Origin of the sequence: Rhizobium sp. WW22, assembly GCF_047041135.1 — a bacterium.
Taxonomy (GTDB): domain Bacteria; phylum Pseudomonadota; class Alphaproteobacteria; order Rhizobiales; family Rhizobiaceae; genus Rhizobium.
The window spans coordinates 3,639,517-3,660,356 of the sequence record NZ_CP178198.1 but is presented as its reverse complement, the minus strand read 5'-3'; the positions used below and the strand labels follow the sequence as shown (position 1 = coordinate 3,660,356).

General features: G+C 61.2%; 20 protein-coding genes. 12 read left to right on the top strand and 8 right to left on the bottom strand.

The window, feature by feature from the left end; translation table 11 throughout:
- Positions 1-14: 14 nt before the first annotated feature.
- The 7 genes from pncB to ACK83U_RS17740 all read right to left on the bottom strand — a co-directional run bounded on the left by pncB (position 15) and on the right by ACK83U_RS17740 (position 9,125).
- Entirely contained in the window at positions 15-1,319 is a 1,305-nt protein-coding gene (gene pncB, locus ACK83U_RS17770) for a nicotinate phosphoribosyltransferase (RefSeq protein WP_015338380.1), read from the bottom strand.
- A 199-nt stretch (positions 1,320-1,518) separates the two neighbouring features.
- Positions 1,519-2,478 carry a 2-hydroxyacid dehydrogenase gene (locus tag ACK83U_RS17765; protein WP_112610740.1) on the bottom strand — a complete coding sequence of 320 codons (960 nt, stop codon included), beginning with the start codon at positions 2,476-2,478 and terminating at the stop codon, positions 1,519-1,521.
- Between the two features lie 11 nt (positions 2,479-2,489).
- On the bottom strand, positions 2,490-4,127 hold the full coding sequence (locus ACK83U_RS17760; RefSeq protein ID WP_112610738.1) for an ABC transporter ATP-binding protein: 1,638 nt from the start codon (positions 4,125-4,127) through the stop codon (positions 2,490-2,492).
- Positions 4,124-5,278, bottom strand: a complete 1,155-nt coding sequence (locus ACK83U_RS17755; protein ID WP_112610736.1) for an ABC transporter permease — start codon at positions 5,276-5,278, stop codon at positions 4,124-4,126. The genes ACK83U_RS17760 and ACK83U_RS17755 overlap by 4 nt, the downstream gene beginning before the upstream one ends.
- The gene (locus ACK83U_RS17750) at positions 5,278-6,372 is read right to left on the bottom strand and encodes a microcin C ABC transporter permease YejB (RefSeq protein WP_112414841.1); all 1,095 of its coding nucleotides are present in this window, start codon (positions 6,370-6,372) and stop codon (positions 5,278-5,280) included. The genes ACK83U_RS17755 and ACK83U_RS17750 overlap by 1 nt, the downstream gene beginning before the upstream one ends.
- 171 nt (positions 6,373-6,543) lie before the next feature.
- Positions 6,544-8,382 (bottom strand): extracellular solute-binding protein, encoded by a 1,839-nt coding sequence (locus ACK83U_RS17745; RefSeq protein ID WP_112610734.1) that lies wholly within the window; start codon positions 8,380-8,382, stop codon positions 6,544-6,546.
- Positions 8,383-8,489: 107 nt separating this feature from the next.
- Positions 8,490-9,125 carry a TetR/AcrR family transcriptional regulator gene (locus ACK83U_RS17740; RefSeq protein ID WP_184373616.1) on the bottom strand — a complete coding sequence of 212 codons (636 nt, stop codon included), beginning with the start codon at positions 9,123-9,125 and terminating at the stop codon, positions 8,490-8,492.
- Positions 9,126-9,161: 36 nt separating this feature from the next.
- On the opposite strand from ACK83U_RS17740, the gene ACK83U_RS17735 reads away from it, so the two are divergent.
- The 7 genes from ACK83U_RS17735 (at position 9,162) to ACK83U_RS17705 (ending at position 16,035) form a co-directional block, all read left to right on the top strand.
- Positions 9,162-9,731 carry an isochorismatase family protein gene (locus ACK83U_RS17735; protein ID WP_112610732.1) on the top strand — a complete coding sequence of 190 codons (570 nt, stop codon included), beginning with the start codon at positions 9,162-9,164 and terminating at the stop codon, positions 9,729-9,731.
- Between the two features lie 130 nt (positions 9,732-9,861).
- Entirely contained in the window at positions 9,862-10,896 is a 1,035-nt protein-coding gene (gene mepA, locus ACK83U_RS17730) for a penicillin-insensitive murein endopeptidase (protein WP_112610730.1), read from the top strand.
- 100 nt (positions 10,897-10,996) lie between these two features.
- On the top strand, positions 10,997-11,377 hold the full coding sequence (locus tag ACK83U_RS17725) for a methylglyoxal synthase (protein ID WP_112610728.1): 381 nt from the start codon (positions 10,997-10,999) through the stop codon (positions 11,375-11,377).
- A 34-nt stretch (positions 11,378-11,411) separates the two neighbouring features.
- Positions 11,412-12,434 (top strand): glucokinase, encoded by a 1,023-nt coding sequence (locus ACK83U_RS17720; RefSeq protein ID WP_112610726.1) that lies wholly within the window; start codon positions 11,412-11,414, stop codon positions 12,432-12,434.
- Positions 12,435-12,698: 264 nt separating this feature from the next.
- Complete coding sequence (locus ACK83U_RS17715) at positions 12,699-14,438, top strand: ABC transporter ATP-binding protein (protein ID WP_412474868.1); 1,740 nt, start codon at positions 12,699-12,701, stop codon at positions 14,436-14,438.
- Between the two features lie 14 nt (positions 14,439-14,452).
- Positions 14,453-15,277: a 4-hydroxy-tetrahydrodipicolinate reductase gene (gene dapB, locus ACK83U_RS17710; RefSeq protein WP_112401132.1), complete on the top strand. Its 825-nt coding sequence runs from the start codon at positions 14,453-14,455 to the stop codon at positions 15,275-15,277.
- Positions 15,278-15,399: 122 nt separating this feature from the next.
- Complete coding sequence (locus ACK83U_RS17705) at positions 15,400-16,035, top strand: 2,3-bisphosphoglycerate-dependent phosphoglycerate mutase (RefSeq protein ID WP_106996243.1); 636 nt, start codon at positions 15,400-15,402, stop codon at positions 16,033-16,035.
- A gap of 99 nt (positions 16,036-16,134) precedes the next feature.
- On the opposite strand, the gene phnF is transcribed toward ACK83U_RS17705, so the two are convergent.
- Positions 16,135-16,869 carry a phosphonate metabolism transcriptional regulator PhnF gene (phnF, locus tag ACK83U_RS17700; RefSeq protein ID WP_112610724.1) on the bottom strand — a complete coding sequence of 245 codons (735 nt, stop codon included), beginning with the start codon at positions 16,867-16,869 and terminating at the stop codon, positions 16,135-16,137.
- A 101-nt stretch (positions 16,870-16,970) separates the two neighbouring features.
- On the opposite strand from phnF, the gene phnG reads away from it, so the two are divergent.
- Genes phnG through phnK form a run of 5 tightly spaced genes read left to right on the top strand, consistent with a single transcriptional unit; the run spans position 16,971 to position 20,837 of the window.
- Positions 16,971-17,447, top strand: a complete 477-nt coding sequence (gene phnG, locus ACK83U_RS17695) for a phosphonate C-P lyase system protein PhnG (protein ID WP_112610722.1) — start codon at positions 16,971-16,973, stop codon at positions 17,445-17,447.
- On the top strand, positions 17,447-18,073 hold the full coding sequence (gene phnH / locus ACK83U_RS17690; RefSeq protein ID WP_112414835.1) for a phosphonate C-P lyase system protein PhnH: 627 nt from the start codon (positions 17,447-17,449) through the stop codon (positions 18,071-18,073). Before phnG ends, phnH begins: the two co-directional genes overlap by 1 nt.
- Before the next feature lie 3 nt (positions 18,074-18,076).
- Positions 18,077-19,186: a carbon-phosphorus lyase complex subunit PhnI gene (locus ACK83U_RS17685; RefSeq protein WP_112610720.1), complete on the top strand. Its 1,110-nt coding sequence runs from the start codon at positions 18,077-18,079 to the stop codon at positions 19,184-19,186.
- Complete coding sequence (locus ACK83U_RS17680) at positions 19,183-20,064, top strand: alpha-D-ribose 1-methylphosphonate 5-phosphate C-P-lyase PhnJ (RefSeq protein WP_015338362.1); 882 nt, start codon at positions 19,183-19,185, stop codon at positions 20,062-20,064. Before ACK83U_RS17685 ends, ACK83U_RS17680 begins: the two co-directional genes overlap by 4 nt.
- The gene (phnK, locus tag ACK83U_RS17675) at positions 20,061-20,837 is read left to right on the top strand and encodes a phosphonate C-P lyase system protein PhnK (RefSeq protein ID WP_037155357.1); all 777 of its coding nucleotides are present in this window, start codon (positions 20,061-20,063) and stop codon (positions 20,835-20,837) included. Before ACK83U_RS17680 ends, phnK begins: the two co-directional genes overlap by 4 nt.
- The last annotated feature ends 3 nt before the right edge of the window (positions 20,838-20,840 follow it).

Below are 20,840 nucleotides of genomic sequence, written 5' to 3'. Positions count from 1 at the left end.
TTCCTAGAAATGCTTTAAACCAACACTTCCTGATCGACGCGATCCTCTGCCCCGAAGAACTTCAGATAGCGCTCGACTTCCGCAGGCTCACCCGTCGCCTTCTGAGGATTGTCCGAGAGCTTCACGGCCGGCCGGCCGTTTGCCTCGATGACCTTGCAGACGATCGAAATAGGGTTAAGGCCCTTGAGTTCGGTCGGGGCGCAGCCGGCGAAATCGTTGGTGAGATTGGTGCCCCAACCAAAACTCATGCGGACGCGGCCATCGAAATGCTTGTAGGTGTCGATGATGGCATCGACATCGAGGCCGTCAGAGAAGATCAGCAGCTTCTGGCGCGGATCGCGGCCCATCTTCTTCCACCATTCGATGATCTTCTCGCCGCCTTCGATCGGCGGGGCGCTGTCGGGACGGAAGCCGGTCCAGTCGGCCACCCATTCCGGAGCGTTGCGCAGGAAGGAAGCAGTGCCGAAGGCATCGGGCAGCACGACGAGTAGATTGCCGCCATAGAGACGGTTCCAGTCACGCAGCACCTTGTAGGGCGCCTTGCCGAGCTCTTCATCGTTTTTCGCGAGCGCGGCTGCGACCATCGGCAGCTCATGCGCGTTGGTGCCGACCGCTTCAAGATCGGAATCCATGGCGAGCAGCACGTTGCTGGTGCCGGTGAAAGCGTGGGGCACACCTTCCTTCAGCGCCTCGACGCACCAGCGCTGCCAGAGGAAGCTGTGGCGTCGGCGGGTGCCGAAATCGGAGATGCGCAGGCCCGGCAGTTCCCGCAGCCGCTCCACCTTTCCCCACATCTTGGCCTTGGCGCGGGCATAGAGCACATCGAGGGTGAATGGACCGAGCGCCCTCAGCGCGGAGCGGGAGCGAAGCTCGTTGATGATGGCGAGCGCGGGGATTTCCCACATCGTCGTTTCCTTCCACGAACCGTGGAAGTCGAGAATATACTGGCCGTCGCGCTTCGAGAGCTCATATTCCGGCAGCTGGAAATTCGACAGCCAGGCGAGGAATTCCGGTTCAAAGATCTGTGCGCGGCCGTAAAAGCTGTTACCCGCCAGCCAGATCATCTCCTTCTTGGAGAGGCGGAGCGTTCGGGCATGGTCGAGTTGCTCGCGCAATTCCTTCTCGTCGATCACTTCGGCAAGGCGAACGCTCTTGGTGCGATTGATGAGCGAGAAGGTGGCATCGACATCCGGATAAAGCTTCCAGATCATCTGCAGCATCAGAAGCTTGTAGAAATCCGTATCGATCAGGCTGCGGATGATCGGATCAAGCTTCCAGGTATGATTATAGACGCGGGTGGCGATATCCGTCTTGGTCATGTCGTTCCTGCCCCGTCTCCTGCCCTGCGGACGTCATGCTAACCGCCGACTATCCTGCCGGCATGCGGTTGTAGCGCCTTGTTATCAAAAAATGTTGAGCGAAAGTCCAGTCGCTGAAAGAAAATTGATGCCAGGGCAAACGCGCCACATTTGACCGGCGGAAGCGAAGCGCCGCAACTTCCCCCGCATCCTACCGGATTTAGTAACCCCGGTTGCGATCTACCAGATGCTGCAGCGGTTCGCCGCGTTCGAAGCGGGCGATCTGCTCCTCGACATGGCGCATCAGTGCCCTTTCGTCAGACATGGCGGAATCATGCGGCGTGATGATGACATTTTCCAGGTCCCAGAGCGGATCGTCCGCAGCCAGAGGCTCGACGGCGAAGACATCGAGGGAGGCGCCGCCGAGAATGCCAGTACGAACAGCCGAAGCGATATCGGCCGCAACCTGGCTCTTGCCGCGGCCGGCATTGATGAAAACCGGCTTGCCGAGCGGGCCGTTGCGATGCAGCATGGAAAAAAGCGAGGTGTTGTAGATACCCGTCGTTTCCGGCGTCAACGGCAGGAGGCCGACCAGGATGTCCGTGCGCGCCAGGAATGCATCAAGCCCGGCGGCATCGAAGGTTTCCATGCCGTCGATCTCTTTCTTGCTGCGGGACCAGCCGATGACATTGAAGCCCATGATCTTCAACTTGGCGGCGGCATCGCAGCCGAGAACACCGAGGCCCATGACGCCTACGGTAACTTCGGCGGCTTCAGGGCCATTCTGCGGCGCCCAGACGTGCTGACGCTGGTTCCTGAAATGCCCCTGCACATCGCGCAGATGCATGAGGCACTGCATCACGACCCATTCGCTCATGCGCACCGTCAGGCTGCGATCGACGAAGCGGACTACCGGGATGTCAGGCAGGCCGGCAATCGACATCATCGAATCGACACCGGCGCCGCCCGAGAAGATGACCTTGAGATTGGGTGCGCGCTCGAAAAGATCGGCATCCGGCTTCCACACAAGCGCGTAGTCGACATGGGAGAGATCCACGCCTTTATTGGCAGGATCGGCCAGATTGATGCTGCCGCGATCGGCAAAGGCCGGCTCAAGCGCCTTAGCAACGGACACAGGATCGAATTTGAGGTCGACGAGAATGGGGCTTTTGGCCGGCATGATGGTGGTCTCTATTGCTGGATCGCGGCGGTCGGCACCGCCTCGATATTGAAGGCGGCGGCAAGCAGCGCCCTGGTGTAGTCCTCTTTCGGCGCCCGGAAGATATCGGCGGATGCGCCCTGCTCGACGACCTTGCCGAAGCGCATGACGATCAACTCGTTGGCGAGCGCTTTCACCACTTTCAGGTCGTGGCTGATGAAGAGATAGGCGAGATCGTGCTTCTGCTGCAGGTCGCGCAGCAGGTCGACCACCTGCGCCTGTACGCTCATGTCGAGCGCCGAGGTGGGCTCGTCGAGCATGACGAAACGCGGCTTCAGCACCATGGCGCGGGCAATGGCAATGCGCTGGCGCTGGCCGCCGGAGAATTCGTGCGGGAAACGCCAGCGGGTGGACGGATCGAGGCCGACTTCCTCCAGCGCCCAGCAGACGCGCTTGTCGCGCTCGTCGGCCGAAAGCGAGCGCTCATGCACCTTGAGCCCCTCAGCGATGATCTCGCCGACCGACATGCGCGGGCTGAGCGATCCATAAGGGTCCTGAAAGACGACCTGCAGCTGGTTGCGGAGAGGCCGCATCTCGCGGAACGAATAGCCGGCTATGTCCTTGCCGACGAAGGCGATACGGCCCTTGGAGGAAATGAGCCTGGCGAGCGCCAGGCCGAGCGTGGTCTTGCCTGAGCCGGATTCGCCGACGACGCCGAGCGTCTGGCCGGCGCGGAGCTTCAGATCGATGCCGTCGACCGCCTTCACGTGGTCGACGACCTTGCGCATGAAGCCGGCCTTGATCGGGAACCAGACGCGAATATCGCTGCCTTCCATGACGACGGGCTTGTTCGCATCGCTTACCGGCGGCTCGCCGCGCGGCTCGGCGGCCAGCAAATGGCGGGTATAGTCATGCTGCGGTCTCGTGAAGACGTCCTCGACGGTGCCGGTCTCGACGATCTTGCCCTTGGTCATGACGCAGACCCGGTCGGCGAATTTACGGACGATGCCGAGATCGTGGGTGATGAACAGCATCGACATGCCGTGCGCGCCCTTGAGATCGCGCAGCAATTCCAAAATCTGCGCCTGCACGGTGACGTCGAGCGCAGTCGTCGGCTCGTCGGCGATCAGGAGTTCGGGGCGGTTAGCGAGCGCCATGGCGATCATCACGCGCTGGCGCTGGCCGCCGGATAGTTCATGCGGATAGGCCTTGAGGCGCTTTTCCGGCTCGCGGATGCCGACCTGGTTCAAGAGTTCCAGCGTGCGGCTGCGCGCGGCCTCGCCCACGATGCCCTGATGCAGCGCCAGGATTTCGCTGATCTGCTTTTCGATCGAATGAAGCGGATTAAGCGAGGTCATCGGCTCCTGAAAGATCATCGTGATGTCGTTGCCACGCACGGCGCGCAGTTCGTTGTCCGATGCCTTCAAGAGGTCCTTGCCCTTGAACAGGATTTCGCCGGAAGGATGGCTCGCGGACGGATAGGGCAAGAGCTTCAGGATCGAATTGGCCGAAACCGATTTGCCGGAGCCGGATTCGCCGACCAGCGCCAGCACCTCGCCCTTATGGATATCGAAGGAGACGCCATCGACGGCGATCGAGGTCTGCCCGCCCTGATGAAAGGCGACGGAGAGGTTGCGGACGGATAGCAGCGGAGTGGAGTTTTCGCTCATCGGAACGTCTTCCTCGGATCGAAGGCGTCGCGCACGGCCTCGCCGATGAAAATCAGCAGCGACAGCATGATCGACATGGTGAAGAAGGCCGAAAGCCCCAGCCAGGGAGCCTGCAGATTGGATTTGCCCTGGGCGATCATTTCACCCAGCGACGGCGAGCCGGGCGGCATGCCGAAGCCCAAGAAATCCAGTGAGGTCAGGGTGGTGATCGAGCCCGACAGGATGAAGGGCACGAAGGTCAGCGTCGCGACCATCGCGTTCGGCAGCAGGTGGCGATACATGATGGTACGGTTGTTGACGCCGAGCGCGCGGGCGGCGCGCACATATTCGAAATTGCGCGCCCGCAGGAATTCGGCGCGCACGACGCCGACGAGACCGACCCAGGAAAACAGTAGCAATATGCCGAGGAGGATGAAGAAGCCGGGCGGCAGCACCGAGGCGATGATCAACAGGATATAAAGCACCGGCATGGACGACCAGATCTCGATGAAGCGCTGCATCAGAAGATCAGTCCAGCCGCCGAAATAACCCTGTATCGCACCGGCGCAGACGCCGACGACGGCCGAGCAAATGGTGAGCGCCAGGCCGAACAGCACCGAGATGCGGAAGCCGTAGACCAAGCGGGCGAGCACATCGCGGGCCTGATCGTCGGTGCCGAGCCAGTTGAAATTGCTCCAGTTGCAGTTCGGATCGGCAACACCGCCGGGATAGCCCGAGCAGCGTGTCTCCTTGCTCATCGCCCAGAAAGGCGGCGTCGGCGCCGACATGCCCTTGGGAAGATTGGAGTTGGCGGTCTGATAGGAATAATGGATCGGCGGCCAGATCATCCAGCCATTGGCATTGATCTCATCCTGAATATCCGGGGCGCGATAATCCGTCTGCGCCAGGAAACCGCCGAACTTCTCCTCGGGATAATCGACAAAGACCGGCGTCAGAATCTCGCCCTTGTAGGAGACGAGGATCGGCCGGTCGTTGACGATGAATTCGGCGCCGAGGCTGAGGACGAACAGCACCAGGAAGATCCAGAGCGACCAGTAGCCGCGACGGTTCGCCTTGAAGTTTTCCCAGCGGCGCACATTGGTCGGCGAGAACAGCCCCCTGCGCGGCGGCTTCACCGTTGCCGGGAGCGTCTGCTGATTGGTCGCGTCCATCAGACGTCCCTCCGCTCGAAGTCGATACGCGGATCGATCCAGGTGTAGATGAGGTCTGAGACGAGGCTGACGACGAGGCCGAGCAGCGAGAAGATGAAGAGCGTGGCAAACACCACCGGATAATCGCGTTGGACGACGGAGAGATAGCTCAAGCGTCCCAAGCCATCGAGCGAGAAGATGTTCTCGATCAAAAGCGAGCCGGTGAAGAAGGCGGAAATGAAGGCGCCGGGAAAGCCGGCAATGACAATGAGCATGGCGTTGCGGAAGACATGGCCATAGAGCACGCGCCGTTCGGAAAGCCCCTTGGCGCGGGCGGTGATGACATATTGCTTTTTGATCTCCTCGATGAAGGAATTCTTGGTGAGTAGCGTCGTCGTGGCGAAGGCGGCAAGCGACAGCGAAATCAGCGGCAGCACCAGGTGCCAGAGATAATCAAGGATCTTCCGCCACCAGGTGAGGTCGGCGAAGTTGTCAGAGACGAGGCCGCGCAGCGGGAACCAGTCGAAGAAGGAGCCGCCGGCAAACAGCACGATCAGCATGATGCCGAACAGGAAGCTCGGGACGGCATAGCCGACGATGATGATGCCCGACGTCCAGACATCGAAAGTTGATCCGTCCTGCACCGCCTTGCGGATGCCGAGCGGAATGGAAATGGCGTAGGAGAAGATCAGGATCCAGATGCCGAGCGAGATCGACACCGGCAGTTTCTGGGCGATGAGGTCGATGACGGTGGTATTACGGAAGAAGCTCTCGCCGAAATCGAAGCGGATATAGTTCCACATCATCTGGCCGAAACGCTCGAGCGGCGGCTTGTCGAAGCCGAACTGCTTGTCGAGCTTGGCGATCAGCTCGGGATCGAGCCCCTGCGCGCCGCGATATTTCGAGCCGCTGTCGTCGAAGGATTGCTGGGCAGCCAGGTCCGTGCCGCCACCCGACAGGCGGCCGTTGGCATTATCTCCCTGCCCGGTCAGCTGCGCGATGACCTGCTCGACCGGGCCGCCCGGCGCGAACTGCACGATGGTGAAGGAAATCGCCATGATACCGACGATGGTCGGGATCATCAGCAGGAGGCGTCGCAGAATATAGGCGCCCATCAGCCCGCCACTCCCTCAGAGAGGAGTATGTTCCGCCTCGCCTCAATCCGTCCGTCGATCAAATCACATTCCCTTCCGCCGGATCGAGACCGGCGCAGTCATATCAGCTTGAAACTACCCGAATCAGCCCTCTGCATTTGGAGCCAGCAAGCCCCTCATTGCAAGAGAGGCTCACTTTCCGGCGCTTTTCGACCACCAGACATCGGGGAAGCCGATGGAGTAATACGGCAGCTCGGGCAAATGTTCGAACTTGTCCCAATAAGCGATCTTGTTCGTCGTCCCATAAAACAGCGGGACAACGTAGTGGTGGGCGAGCAGTACGCGGTCAAGCGCCTTGGCGGCAGCAGTCTTTTCTTCGAGGGTCGCGGCAGAGACAAGCTTGCCGATCAATATATCGACACCCGGATCGGATATGCCGGCGTAGTTGCGAGAGCCTTGGCGGTTTGCGGAAGCCGAGCCCCAGTAATCGATCTGTTCACTGCCGGGCGGCAGAGAAGTGCCCCAGACGTTCCAGGTCGCATCATAGTCGAAACTGCGAATGCGGTTGATGTATTGCGATGAATCGACCGTTCTGAGGGTCGCATCGATGCCAATGCGGCGCAGGTTCTGTACGTAGGGCAGGTTTGATCTTTCCATCGAAGGGCTGCCGAGCAGGATTTCCATCGTGAAGGGCTGGCCGGTCTTTTCATTGACCATGCGATTGCCCTTCAACACATAACCGGCTTCCTTGAAAAGCTCGATCGCCTTGCGCAGATTGTCGCGGGCCTTTTGTTGGTCGCCGCCGACCGGATTGGTATAGGGCGTGGTGAAGACTTCGGGCGGCACCTTATCTTTGACGCTGTTGAGGATATTCAATTCCTCGCCCGTGGGCAGCCCCGAAGAGGCAAGCTCGGTACCGAAAAAGAAGGAGTTGACGCGGGTCAGCTGGCCAAAGGCAAGCGCCCGGTTCATCTCCTCGAAATCATAGGCGTAGTTCAACGCCTCCCGCACACGCTGATCCTTGAACTGATCCCGCCGGAGATTGAGCACCACCGCCTGCATGATGCCGACAGAGCGCAACGAGTTGGGCAGCTCGTCGCGCTTGATGCGGCCGTCCTTGACGGCTGGAAAGTCATATGCGGTCACCCAGTGGCTTGCTGACTGGTCCTGCCAGAAATCGGTATTTCCGCTGCGAAAGGCTTCGAATTGCACATCCTTGTCGGCGTAGTAGGTATAGGAAATCGCCCCGAAGTTATTCTGGCCGATATTGACCGGCAGGTTCTTGCCCCAATAGTCGTCGCGTAGTTCGTATCGGATCGATGATCCCGGCTGCACGGAGACGATCTTATACGGTCCGGATCCCATGATCGGCTCGAGTGTCGTGCGGGAGATATCGCGCGGCTTTCCGTCCGTACCGGCGCTCTCCCACCAATGTTTCGGCACGATCAGCAACTGGCCGGCGATAAAAGGAAGTTCGCGATTGTTCTTTTCATTGAAATAGAAGGTGACGTCCCTGTCGCCGGTCTTTTCGGCTCGCGTCACGTGGGAATAGATACTGGTCGCGAGAGGATTGAGCTCCTTGGTGCGATCGAAGCTGAAAATCACATCATCCGGGGTCACCGGTGTGCCATCGGCCCATTTCGCCTCGGCGCGTAAGCGGAAGGTGGCGCTCGCTATGTCATCGGGATAGGAGACGCCCTCGGCAAGCAAGCCGTAGGAAGTGGCTATCTCGTCATTGGACGATTTCATCAGCGTATCGAAAACCGTTGACAATCCGCTGGCGGGGTTGCCCTTAAACAGCACGGGATTGAGCGTGTCGAACGTGCCTTCGGCCGAAAGCTTAAGCTCGCCGCCCTTGGGCGCCTCCGGATTGACATAGTCGAAACGCTTGAAGCCGGGTTGATATTTCAAGTCGCCAAGAATAGCCGTGCCGATGCGGAATTGCGGTTCTTCGGCTTTCGTGGATAAAGGCATTGCCAGCAGGCAAAAAAGAGAAACGACCAAGCCTGCTTTCAACCGCGACAATGCCATTCATGATCTCCCGATGATTTCTGAAGAATCAGCATAAGGCAAATGAGGGCAAAAAGCAGGACGCAACAACTCATCTTGTTGCAAAGGCTGAAAACCGTGTCCGAGGCTCAATCTTTTGCCGTAGCATCCTCAAGACGTTTGCGCAGCATCAGTCGCAGTTCCGCAAAGACGCGCCGGTCTTCGGCGGCATCCGGGTCGCTGGAAACGACGACAGCAATGCGCAGCAACTCGAGCACGATACCCGCCATCAGAACGATATCGTCCGTGATCGGCGGATGGGCCCGCCGCAGAAAGGCGGCAATCAGCTCTCGCAACTCCGCGCGCGAGCGCGCCTTGCGGTCCTTGGGAATATCGCGACGCCCGGCTAGTACGGGAAACTCGGGATATTGCTCGATGAAAGCGGCAAGCGCATCGAAGATTGCCTCGCCGCTACCGGCGGCGGAAAGCCCTATGCTCCGTTCCGCCATGTCACGAAGCCCCGCCTTAAGGCGCTCCAGGCGATCGATATGCAGCGCCTCGGCAAGCAGGGGCTTTGTCGGAAAGAACTGATAGAGCGAGCCGATCGACGAATGCGCCTCGGCCGCGATCTCCGTCATCGTGGCCGCATCGTAACCCCTGCGCGCAAAGACTTTCGCCGCCGCTTCGAGCAGAACGGCAACGCGATCGTGGCCTCGCTGCCGCTTCGGCGCACGCGTCTTCAATTCTTCACTTGATTTTTGTGAGGTCATCCTCATATTTTCCATTGTGAGGATACCCTCATGTTTTTCCGGAGCCCCTAGATGCCACTTTACGATCCCAAGACCACCGCTCTTGTTTCCATCGACCTGCAAGGCCTCGTGCTCAGCCGCCCGCTTGCGCCCTACTCCGCCCAACAGATCGTCACCAATACGGTCGCCATCGCAAACAAACTGAAGGCCGATGGCGGAACGACCGTTTTCGTGACCGTCGGATTTTCCGCAGACTATACCGACGCTGTCAATCAGCCGACCGACGAAAGCTTCCCGCTTCCCCCAGGAGGCTTGCCGCCGGCCGCGTTCGAAGCTCCGGCCGAGATGGCAGCGCTGACGCCCGATGTCGCCATCGTCAAGCGCCAGTGGAGCGCCTTCTACGGCACGGAACTCGATCTGCAGCTGCGCCGCCGTGGCATCAAAACGCTGATCGTGACTGGCGTCGCCACCAATTTCGGCGTGGAAGGCACCGTGCGCGATGCCCACGCGGCAAATTACGCCGTCATTGTTGCCGAAGATGCCGTGACGACGCTCTCGCAGGATATGCAGGATTTCGCCTGCACGAAAGTGCTGCCGCGGCTGTCGCGTATCCGCAAGACGGCGGAAATCCTGGCGAACTGATCTGTAGTAACGACGGCAAAGGCGGTCGGCCGTAGCCACCGGCGATTGCCGCGGATTCACTTCCATCCTGTTTCAGGATAATCTCCCGGCAAATCACTTCGGCTAATGCCGACCGCCTTCAAGGATATGCATGGCTTCACTTCTGGCTCGTGCCTTTCGAACGATCGGCAAATTCTCTCTCGCAACCTCGATCGGGATGGGCCTTGTCGCCAGCGATGCGCTGGCGCAGCAGGCCACACCTTCGCCCGGCAGCGCAAAAGCGGTCTTCGGCGCCGTGACGCTACCGACGCAGGAGGCACCGCAATCGATCGGCTTCTATGCCAAGGGTTGCCTTGCGGGCGCAGTCGCTCTGCCGGCCGACGGCCCGACGTGGCAGGCGATGCGCCTGTCGCGCAATCGCCGCTGGGGCCGGCCGGAAACGATCGGCCTGCTTGAGCGCCTGTCGCGCGACGCGGCGAAGAATGACGGCTGGCCGGGCCTGCTTGTCGGCGATATCTCGCAGCCGCGCGGCGGTCCGATGATCAACGGTCACGCCTCGCACCAGATCGGCCTCGATGCCGACGTCTGGCTGACGCCGATGCCACGGCGCAAGATGACGGCGGAAGAGCGCGAAGCCATGCCTTTCACCACGATGCTCGCCAAAGACAAGTTCCTGACGATCAATGACAAGGTCTGGACGCCGGCGCATGCGCGCCTGCTGATGCGCGCGGCGAGCTATCCCGAGGTCGAGCGCATCTTCGTCAATCCGGCGATCAAGAAGAAGATGTGCGAGACCTGGACGGGCGATCGCAGCAATCTCGGCAAGCTTAGGCCGGAATACGGGCACGACTCGCATTTCCATATCCGCCTCCGCTGCCCAGCCGGCTCCGTCGGCTGCACGGGGCAGGCCCCGGTCGCCGCCGGCGATGGCTGCGACAAGTCGCTCGCATGGTGGTTCGGACCCGAGCCCTGGGCAAAGCCGAAGCCCAGCACCAAGCCCCCGGTCAAGCCACGCGAAGTCATGGTTGCCGATCTGCCCAAGGCCTGCCAGGCCGTATTGGCAGCACCTTCGGTAGCTTCCACGCGTCCTGCCGCCTCCGGCGCCAAAACTGCCGGCGTTTCGGCGGAGACGGATGCGATGCCGGTTTCGGGCGATACGCCGCCGGGTCAGATTCCGCAGCAATAGATCCCGCGCCCGTCCTTGCCCGAAGCGTCTTTCAAAACGCGCCCCCTTGGTATAGAACGCGGATAAATCGATTGAAAGCATCGGGCGGAGCAAGGATTTCATGGCCGGCAGCAAATGCATCGCATTGATCGCGCATGATCAGAAAAAAGATGCGATGGCAGAATTTGCGCGACGCAATGAGGCCGCCCTTGCCAATTGGAACATCGTCGCCACGGGTACGACGGGCGGCCGCGTGCTGGATGCCTGCCCCGACCTCAACGTCACCCGATTGAAAAGCGGGCCGCTCGGCGGCGACCAGCAGATCGGTGCGCTCATCGCCACCGGCGAGATCGACATGCTTGTCTTCTTCATCGATCCTCTCACTCCGCACCCTCACGACGTCGACGTCAAGGCATTGACGCGGCTTGCCGTTCTCTACGACATTCCGATGGCGCTCAACGAATCCACTGCCGAGCGGCTGATCAAAACACTGAACCATTAATCCGCCTTGCCGGCGGCAGACCACGGACCTGGCCATGCCCGAGCTCAATCACAGCGATGCCCCACTGCCTTTCCCAATCCTGATCGGCGATATCGGCGGCACCAATGCGCGTTTCTCCATCCTCGTCGATGCGGACTCCGAACAGGAGCATTTTCCGGTCGTGCAGACGGCGAATTTCGCCACGATCGACGATGCGATCAAACTTTCCCTTGAAAACAGCAAGGTCCGACCCCGCTCGGCAATTCTTGCCATGGCAGGTCCCGTGCAGGGTGACGAGATTCCGCTGACCAATTGCGATTGGGTGATCCGTCCGAAGACGATGATCGCCAATCTCGGGATAGAAGACGTGCTCGTCATCAACGATTTCGAGGCGCAGGCGCTCGCGATCGCCGAGATTTCCGACGAGCATCGCCAAACCATCGGCCAAGCATCCGGGAACATGACCGCATCGCGCGTCGTGCTCGGGCCGGGCACCGGGCTTGGCGTCGGCGCCCTGGTTCATACTCAGCATCAATGGGTGCCCGTGCCGGGCGAAGGCGGGCATATCGATCTTGGACCGCGCACGGAACGCGACCTGCAGATCTGGCCGCATCTAGAACCCATCGAAGGCCGTATCTCGGCCGAACAGGTGATCTGCGGCCGCGGCCTCCAGAACCTCTATCATGCGATCTGCGCGGCTGACGGCATCGAACCGAGCCTCAAAGAGCCAGCCGATATCACCAATCATGCACTCGCCGGCACCAACAGGCAGGCCGAGGAGACATTGACGCTGTTCGTTACCTATCTCGGCCGTGTCGCCGGCGATTTCGCCATGGTCTTCATGGCGCGCGGCGGCGTCTATCTCTCGGGCGGCATTCCGCAGAAGATCCTGCCCGCGCTGCAGAAGCCGGAATTCCGCGCCGCCTTCGAAGACAAGGCACCGCACACGGAATTGATGAAGACGATCCCGACGCACGTGGTCGTCAATCCGCTGGCAGCGCTTTCCGGCCTGGCGACCTATGCCCGCAAGCCGACAAACTTTGGCCTTGCGACAGAAGGCCGTCGCTGGCGGCGTTAACCGCTTGCCAAACAGCTCATGGCGCACCGAAACAGCCGGCGCGCCTACCTTTTTGAAGAGGCCACCTTCCTCTATAGTGATTGCGGCTCCGCGATCGGCCTTAACCAGCGCGGCACGCCATGTCTAGCCAAAGCCGTGCTAACTCTTTAATAGAGCCGCGAAAGCACGTGCCAGATGCGGCTCGCTTGGTTCAAGACAGGAAGCCGATTATTGAAATTGCCTGACCCGAAAAGCAAAAACGTCGACAGCGAAGCCATTACAGGCATGCTGAAGCGAATTATCGCCGAGAACGGCCGCGATCATATTCGCGGCTACTCCATCGCGATTACCTGCCTTATCCTCGTTGCGCTTTCGACTGCTTATATCGGCTACATCGTCAAGTCGGTCATCGACAGCGCCTTCATCGCCCGCAATATCGTCGATGCCTGGAAAATCTGCTTCAGCATCTTCCTCGTTTTCGTGGTGCGCGGTTTTGCCGGGTATTTCCAGTCGGTCATTCTGTCGAAGATCGGCAATAACATCATCGCCCGCTACCAGCGCCGGCTCTATTCGCATCTGATGACGCTGTCGGTCGGCTTCTTCAGCGAAGCGCGCTCCGCGCAGCTCGCCGCCCGTATCAGCCAGAACGTCTCGGGCATCCGCGATGTCATGAACCTGACGATCACGTCGACGGCACGCGACCTTCTGACCTTCATCGCCCTGCTTTGCGTCATGGTGTTCCAGGATCCGGTGCTCAGCATCGCATTCGTCGTTATCGCGCCGCCACTCTTCTTCGCGCTACGTTATATTTCTAAGCGCCTGCGCGCCGCCACGCGCGATGCGATCGTCCTGAACAGCCATGTACTCGGCGCGATGCAGGAGACTATTCAAGGCGTTTCCATCGTCAAGGCCTTCACGATGGAAGAGGAGCTCGAGCGCAAGATCAACAAGCTGATCACCGCCGCCGAGCACCGGCAGAACCGCATCGCCCGCCTTTCGGAGCGCAACGGACCGCTGATCGAAACCGTCGCCGGTTTTGCGATCGCCAGCCTCTTTGCCTATGCCGCTTATCGCTCGATCTACGACAATGTCTCGCCCGGCGTGTTCTTCTCCTTCGCCACTTCGCTGCTGCTTGCCTACGATCCGGCCCGCCGCCTTGCAAAGCTGCAGGTGCAGCTGGAGCGCGCGGTCGTCAATGCACGGATGATCTACGAGCTGCTCGACATGGAGCCGCGCCAGCGCGACCTGCCGGATGCCAAGCCGCTTAACGTGACCGACGCCCGCATCGAGTTCCGCGACGTTCATTTCGCCTATGGTGATGAATCCGTACTTTCCGGTGTCAACTTCACGGCCGAGGGCGGACAGACGACAGCGCTCGTCGGGCCTTCTGGCGCCGGCAAGTCCACCGTCATCAATCTGATCCCGCGCTTCTACGACCCAAAATCCGGCAGCATCTTCATCGACGGGCAGGACATCGCGCATGTGACGAAACAGTCGCTGCGGGAACAGCTCGCCTATGTGTCGCAGCAGCCCTATCTCTTTGAAGGCACGATCCGCGACAATATCCGCTACGGCCGCCCGAACGCGACGGATGCCGAGATCGAGGAAGCAGCGCGCCTCGCCTATGCCCATGATTTCATCGAGGCGCAGCCGATGGGGTATGACACACCGGTCGGCGAAAACGGCGTGACGCTGTCCGGCGGCCAGCGCCAGCGCCTGTCGATCGCCCGCGCGCTGGTGCGCAACGCGCCGATCCTGCTTCTGGACGAAGCAACCTCTGCGCTCGACACGGAGTCCGAAGCGGCCGTGCAGAAGGCACTGGAAGAGGCGATGAGCGGCCGCACGGTCGTTGTCATTGCGCACCGCCTGTCGACGGTCATCCGCGCCGAGAAGATCGTCGTCATGCAGAACGGCCGAGTTGTCGAAGAGGGCAACCACGAGACGCTTGCGACGGCCGACAATGGCCTCTACGCTCGGCTCAACAACCTGCAGCTACCGGCGATTTCAAGCAATTCCCGCAAATAGACGATAGAGACGACATGAGCGACGATGCGATGAAGCTGGTGGTGGTTGGCGCGGCGGGCCGCATGGGACAGGCTCTCATCCGCATCATTCATGCAACCGACGGCGTGGCCCTGCATGCCGCCGTCGCTCGTCCCGGCTCCGCCTTCATCGGCAAGGATGCCGGCGAGATCGCCGGGCTCGGCCCCATCGGCATTCCCGTCACCGACGATCCGCTTTCCGCCTTCCTTCATGCCGAAGGTGTCATCGATTTCACAACGCCGGCAACCAGCGTCACCTTTGCCGGCCTCGCCGCACAGGCACGCATCGTCCATATCATCGGCACGACGGGATGCTCGGATGAGGACGAGGCGAAGTTCAAGGCGGCCGCGCGCCATGCCCGCATCGTCAAATCGGGCAATATGGGCCTCGGCATCAATCTTTTGAGCGTGCTTGTCGAACAGGCGGCGCGGGCGCTGCCTTCGAACGACTGGGATATCGAGGTGCTGGAGATGCACCATCGCCACAAAGTCGATGCACCCTCGGGCACCGCACTGCTGCTCGGTCAGGCGGCTGCGAAGGGCCGTGGTATCGACCTCAACGACAATTCCGTGCGCGTGCGCGACGGCCATACGGGTGCGCGTCCTGTGGGCACGATCGGCTTTGCGACCCTGCGCGGCGGCGGCGTGGTCGGCGATCATTCGGTGATCTTCGCCAGCGAAAGCGAGCGATTGACGCTGTCGCACAGCGCCGGCGACCGTTCGCTGTTTGCGCGCGGTGCGCTGCAGGCGGCGCTCTGGGCGCGCGACAAGAAGCCCGGCTTCTATTCCATGCTCGACGTACTCGGGCTCTCCACACGTTGATCCGAACCCGGAGCGGGTCGGCAGGGACCTGCCAATCCGCTCCAGCCTTTTATTGTCTCGCAATTCCGGACAGAAAGCCGCTACGCACTTTTCCTGGAATTGCCCTATCAGGGAGAAATATTATGAGCGGTACTCTCGTCCTCGTTCGCCATGGCCAGAGCGACTGGAATTTGAAGAATCTCTTCACCGGCTGGAAGGATCCCGATTTGACGGCGCTTGGCGTCGAAGAAGCCAAGACAGGCGGCAAGGCTCTGGCCGATTACGGCATCAAGTACGATATCGCCTTTACCTCGGCCTTGACGCGTGCCCAGCACACGCTGAAAATCATCCTCGATGAAATCGGCCAACCCGGCCTCGAAACCATTCGAGATCAGGCGCTGAACGAGCGCGACTACGGCGATCTCTCCGGCCTCAACAAGGATGACGCCCGCGCCAAGTGGGGCGAAGAGCAGGTCCACATCTGGCGCCGCTCCTACGACGTTCCGCCGCCCGGCGGCGAAAGCCTGCGCGACACCGGCGCCCGCGTCTGGCCCTATTACCTGACGGAAATCCTGCCGCGCGTTCTCGCCGGCCAGAATGTGCTGGTGGCCGCCCATGGCAATTCGCTGCGCTCGCTCGTCATGGTTCTCGATCGCCTGAGCAAGGCGCAGATCCTTGAGCTGAACCTCGCGACCGGCGTACCGATGGTCTACAAGCTCAAGGCCGATTCCACCGTCGCCTCGAAGGAAGTCCTCGGCGACATGTCCGGCGCGCATTGAGCGCAATTTATTTGGCTAGAAAGCCCCTCACCCTGGCCCTCTTCCCGTAAACGGGGAGGGGGTGACTGACAGGCCGGGATGAGGGCTAAAACCCTTCTCTCAATTCTCGACGGTAAAACGCACCCTGTCTGCGGCGAAGCGGGAAATTGAATACTGCACCGGGACATTGTCGAGATCCGCATTTAGCGCCTGGGCGACGAGAACAATGGCGCCCGGGGATAGCTGTAGATCGGCAAGATCGCTCTCGTCGGCATGGGTTGCCGTGATCTCGGTGACGACGCGGACGTAATCCGGAACGCCAAGCTCCTTGAATGCCTTGGTGATCGAACCGGTTGTCCGATAGACCTCCGCGATATCGCCGAAACGATCCGCCGGAAACCAGCTGGTGGCGCGCGATACAGGCCGATGGTCCGCCTGACCCAGCGTCTCGAGCCTTATCAACGGCGTTCCCGTCCTGACCTTGAGCTGTTTGGCCAATTCAGTGCTGGCGGCCTCTTCGCCGGATGCAAGCAAGACGCTGCGGGTTTCGCGCACCTGATCGCCGATCCCTTGCGAAAATCGCGTACGTCTCGAAATCGGAAAACTCAGCCGCTCCTTGCGCTCGATCAGCGTCCCGCGTCCCTGCACGGCCCTGACGATGCCTTCCTGGGCGAGTGCTGCCAGCGCGCTTCTGATCGTGTGCCTGTTGACGCCGAACTGCAGCGCCAGCGCCGTTTCTGGCGGCACCATGCCCGTCTCGTCGAAGTCGCCGTGATTAATAGAGGTGCGAATGCGGTCGGCAATCTGCCGCCAGAGCGCCACGCCCGTCTGCCTCTGTATCTTCTGCCCTGCCATTTCGCCCACTCGCCCTGTCACACGCTTGTCACGACTCGCTAATAGATATAAACATATCTTGTATGGTTGTCTATATCAATAGACATTTAAAGGAAGGCGCGATGAATTCAGCACAAAGGCAGGAAGCGGCCGCACAGGAGCGTCGTGAACGCAAGCGCGTCGCCGATCTCTTGGCGCAGGCAGAACGCGACGAGCTAGAGGCGGCCTGGGAAGCGTTGCCGAGCAAGCCGACAGTCCAACCGGTGCGCGGCCCCGAGACCGGGCTCGTCATGGTGCGCGGCCGCATCGGTGGTGGCGGCTCTCCGTTCAATCTCGGCGAAGTCACGGTGACACGCGCTACCGTCCGGCTGGCATCCAACACTATCGGCCATGCGCACGCGCTCGGCACAGATCGGGAAAAGGCCCGGCTTTCGGCCATCTTCGATGCACTCTGGCAGCAATCGGCTACGAAAGAGTTCGTCGAAAAGGCGATCCTGCAGCCCGTGACCGAACGTATCGAAAACTATGATCGCAAGCGCGCGGAAGAGACGGCGGCGACCCGCGTCGATTTCTTCACCATGGTTCGCGGAGAAGATTGATGAGCCTTTCCAGCACCCCAACCTTCGGCAATGAGGCCCTGACCGGCGGTTTCACTGATCCGGTTTTCGACGCACAGAGTGTCTTCAAGATGACGATGGACGCCATGGCGCGCCCGGGCACCCTGCAGACCATTACCGCCGACATTGCGCCGCCGGCTCCGCTCGGCATCGCTGCCGGCGCCATCGGCCTGACCCTTTGCGATCACGATACGCCGGTCTGGCTGTCCAATAGCCTTGCGCGATCGAGCCTGCCGGATTGGTTGGCGTTCCATACCGGCGCATCCATCATATCCGAGCGGCTGGAGGCACATTTTGCCTTTCTTGAAGCTGGTATGGCGCTTTCCTCCTTCAGCCAGTTCGGCATCGGCACCCAGGAATATCCCGATCGCTCGACGACGATCGTGCTTGAGATCGAAAGCCTCGAAGGCGGCAAGGAACTGGCGCTATCGGGTCCGGGCATCAAGGATATCACCATGATCGCACCGATCGGCCTGCCGGATGCGCTGCTGCGCATCTGGAACGACAATCGCGCTCTCTTCCCGCGCGGCGTCGATCTCATCCTGACGGCGGGCCGGCAATTCCTCTGCCTGCCGCGCACCACCAAGATCATCGCGACGGAGATGTGACGTATGTATGTTGCTGTAAAGGGCGGTGAAGCCGCCATTGCCAATGCGCACCGGCTGCTGGCCGACCGCCGCCGCGGCGACCGCTCGCTGCCGGCCATTGGCATCGACCAGATCGTGGCGCAGCTAGCGCTCGCCGTTGACCGCGTCATGGCCGAGGCCTCGCTCTATGACCGGACGCTGGCCGCACTTGCCGTTCGCCAGGCCCGCGGCGACATGATCGAAGCGATCTTCCTGCTCAGAGCCTACCGCACGACGCTGCCGCGCTTTGGCTACTCCCAGCCGCTTGACACATCAGCAATGAAGATCGAGCGCCGCATCTCCGCGACCTACAAGGACTTGCCCGGCGGCCAGCTTCTCGGCCCGACCTTCGACTATACGCACCGCCTGCTCGACCCGAGCCTTTTGACCGACGAACCTGTCGACGAGCCGATGCAGCGGCCGGCCGAAGACGGCCGCGTCATGCGCGTTTCCGAAATCCTCGATCAGGAAGGGCTGATCGAAGGCGACGGCGCCATGCCCGTCGACCACGATATCGGCGACCTCACGCGCGAACCACTGGAATTTCCGATGACCCGCGATCTTCGCCTGCAGGCGCTGGCCCGCGGCGATGAAGGCTTTCTGCTGGCGCTCGGCTATTCGACGCAGCGCGGTTACGGCCGCACCCACCCCTTCACCGGCGAAATCCGCATCGGCGAAGTTGAGGTCGAATTCGACGTACCGGAACTCGGCTTTGCCGTCTCGCTCGGCCGCATCCAGGTGACCGAATGCCAGATGGTCAACCAGTTCAAGGGCTCGGCCAAGGCACCGCCGCAGTTCACCCGCGGCTACGGCCTGGTCTTCGGCCAGAGCGAACGCAAGGCCATGGCCATGTCGCTGGTCGACCGCGCGCTGCGCGCCGAGGAACTCGGCGAAGACATCGTTGCGCCGGCTCAGGATGAGGAATTTGTCATCTCCCACTCCGACAACGTGCAGGCGACCGGCTTCGTCGAACATCTGAAGCTGCCGCACTATGTCGACTTCCAGGCCGAACTCGACCTGGTGCGGCGCATGCGCCGCGACTTCGAGGCCGCTCGCGAAAGCGGCATGGACCCCATGACGGAGGCAGCCGAATGACCGAACTCGCCACCTACAATTTCGCCTATCTCGACGAGCAGACCAAGCGGATGATCCGTCGCGCCATCCTGAAGGCGATCGCCATTCCCGGCTATCAGGTGCCCTTCGCCTCGCGCGAAATGCCGATGCCCTACGGCTGGGGCACCGGCGGCGTGCAGCTGACGGCAGCGATCATCGGCCCGCAGGACGTACTGAAGGTCATCGACCAGGGTGCCGACGACACGACCAATGCCGTCTCCATCCGCGCCTTCTTCCAGAAGGTCGCTAATGTCGCCGTCACCACCCGCACGGACGAGGCGACCATCATCCAGACGCGCCACCGCATCCCGGAGGCCAAGCTGGGGCCTAACCAGGTGCTCGTCTACCAGGTACCGATCCCGGAGCCATTGCGCTTCCTCGAGCCCCGCGAGACCGAGACGCGTAAGATGCATGCGCTTGAGGAATACGGCCTCATGCATGTGAAGCTCTACGAGGATATCGCCCGCAACGGCCGCATCGCCACGACCTACGCCTATCCGGTCAAGGTCGCCGGCCGCTACGTCATGGACCCATCGCCGACGCCGAAATTCGACAATCCGAAAATGCATCTGTCGGACGCACTGCAGCTGTTCGGCGCCGGCCGCGAAAAGCGCATCTATGCCGTGCCGCCCTACACCGAAGTCGTCAGCCTGGATTTCGAGGATCATCCCTTCGAAGTACAGCGCTTCGACAAGCCCTGCGCGCTTTGCGGGGCCGAGCAGGTCTATCTCGACGAGGTGATCCTCGACGACAAGGGCGGACGCATGTTCGTCTGCTCCGACACCGATTTCTGCGAAGACCGTCGCGCCCACGGCCATATCGGCTCGATGCTGGCACCCAACCAGGAGGCTGCCGAATGAGTGACTCACCTCTTCTGAAGGTCAAGGACATCTCGAAGTTCTACGGCAGCCGCATCGGCTGCCGGGACGTATCCTTCGAGCTGTGGCCCGGCGAAGTGCTCGCCATCGTCGGCGAATCCGGCTCCGGCAAGACGACGCTGCTCAACTGCATCTCGACACGGCTGCTGCCGACGACGGGCAGCGTCGAATACCACATGCGCGACGAGACCTATCGCGACCTGTTCCGCATGAACGAGGCCGAGCGCCGCTTCCTGATGCGCACCGACTGGGGCTTCGTGCACCAGAACCCGGCCGACGGCCTGCGCATGACGGTTTCGGCAGGTGCCAATGTCGGCGAGCGGCTCATGGCGATCGGCAACCGCCACTACGGCAACATCCGCAACACCGCCATTGACTGGCTGGAGCGGGTCGAAATCGACGCCGACCGCATCGACGACCAGCCGCGCGCCTTCTCCGGCGGCATGCGCCAGCGCCTGCAGATCGCCCGCAACCTCGTGACCGGCCCCCGCCTCGTCTTCATGGATGAGCCGACCGGCGGCCTCGACGTGTCCGTGCAGGCCCGCCTGCTCGATCTGGTGCGCGGCCTCGTCAACGATCTCGGCCTTTCGGCCATCATCGTCACGCACGATCTCGCGGTCGCCCGCCTCCTGTCGCATCGCATGATGGTGATGAAGGACGGACAGGTGATCGAACACGGTCTAACCGACCGGGTGCTCGACGATCCGCGCGAACCCTATACGCAACTGCTGGTCTCTTCGATCCTGCAGGTCTGAGGA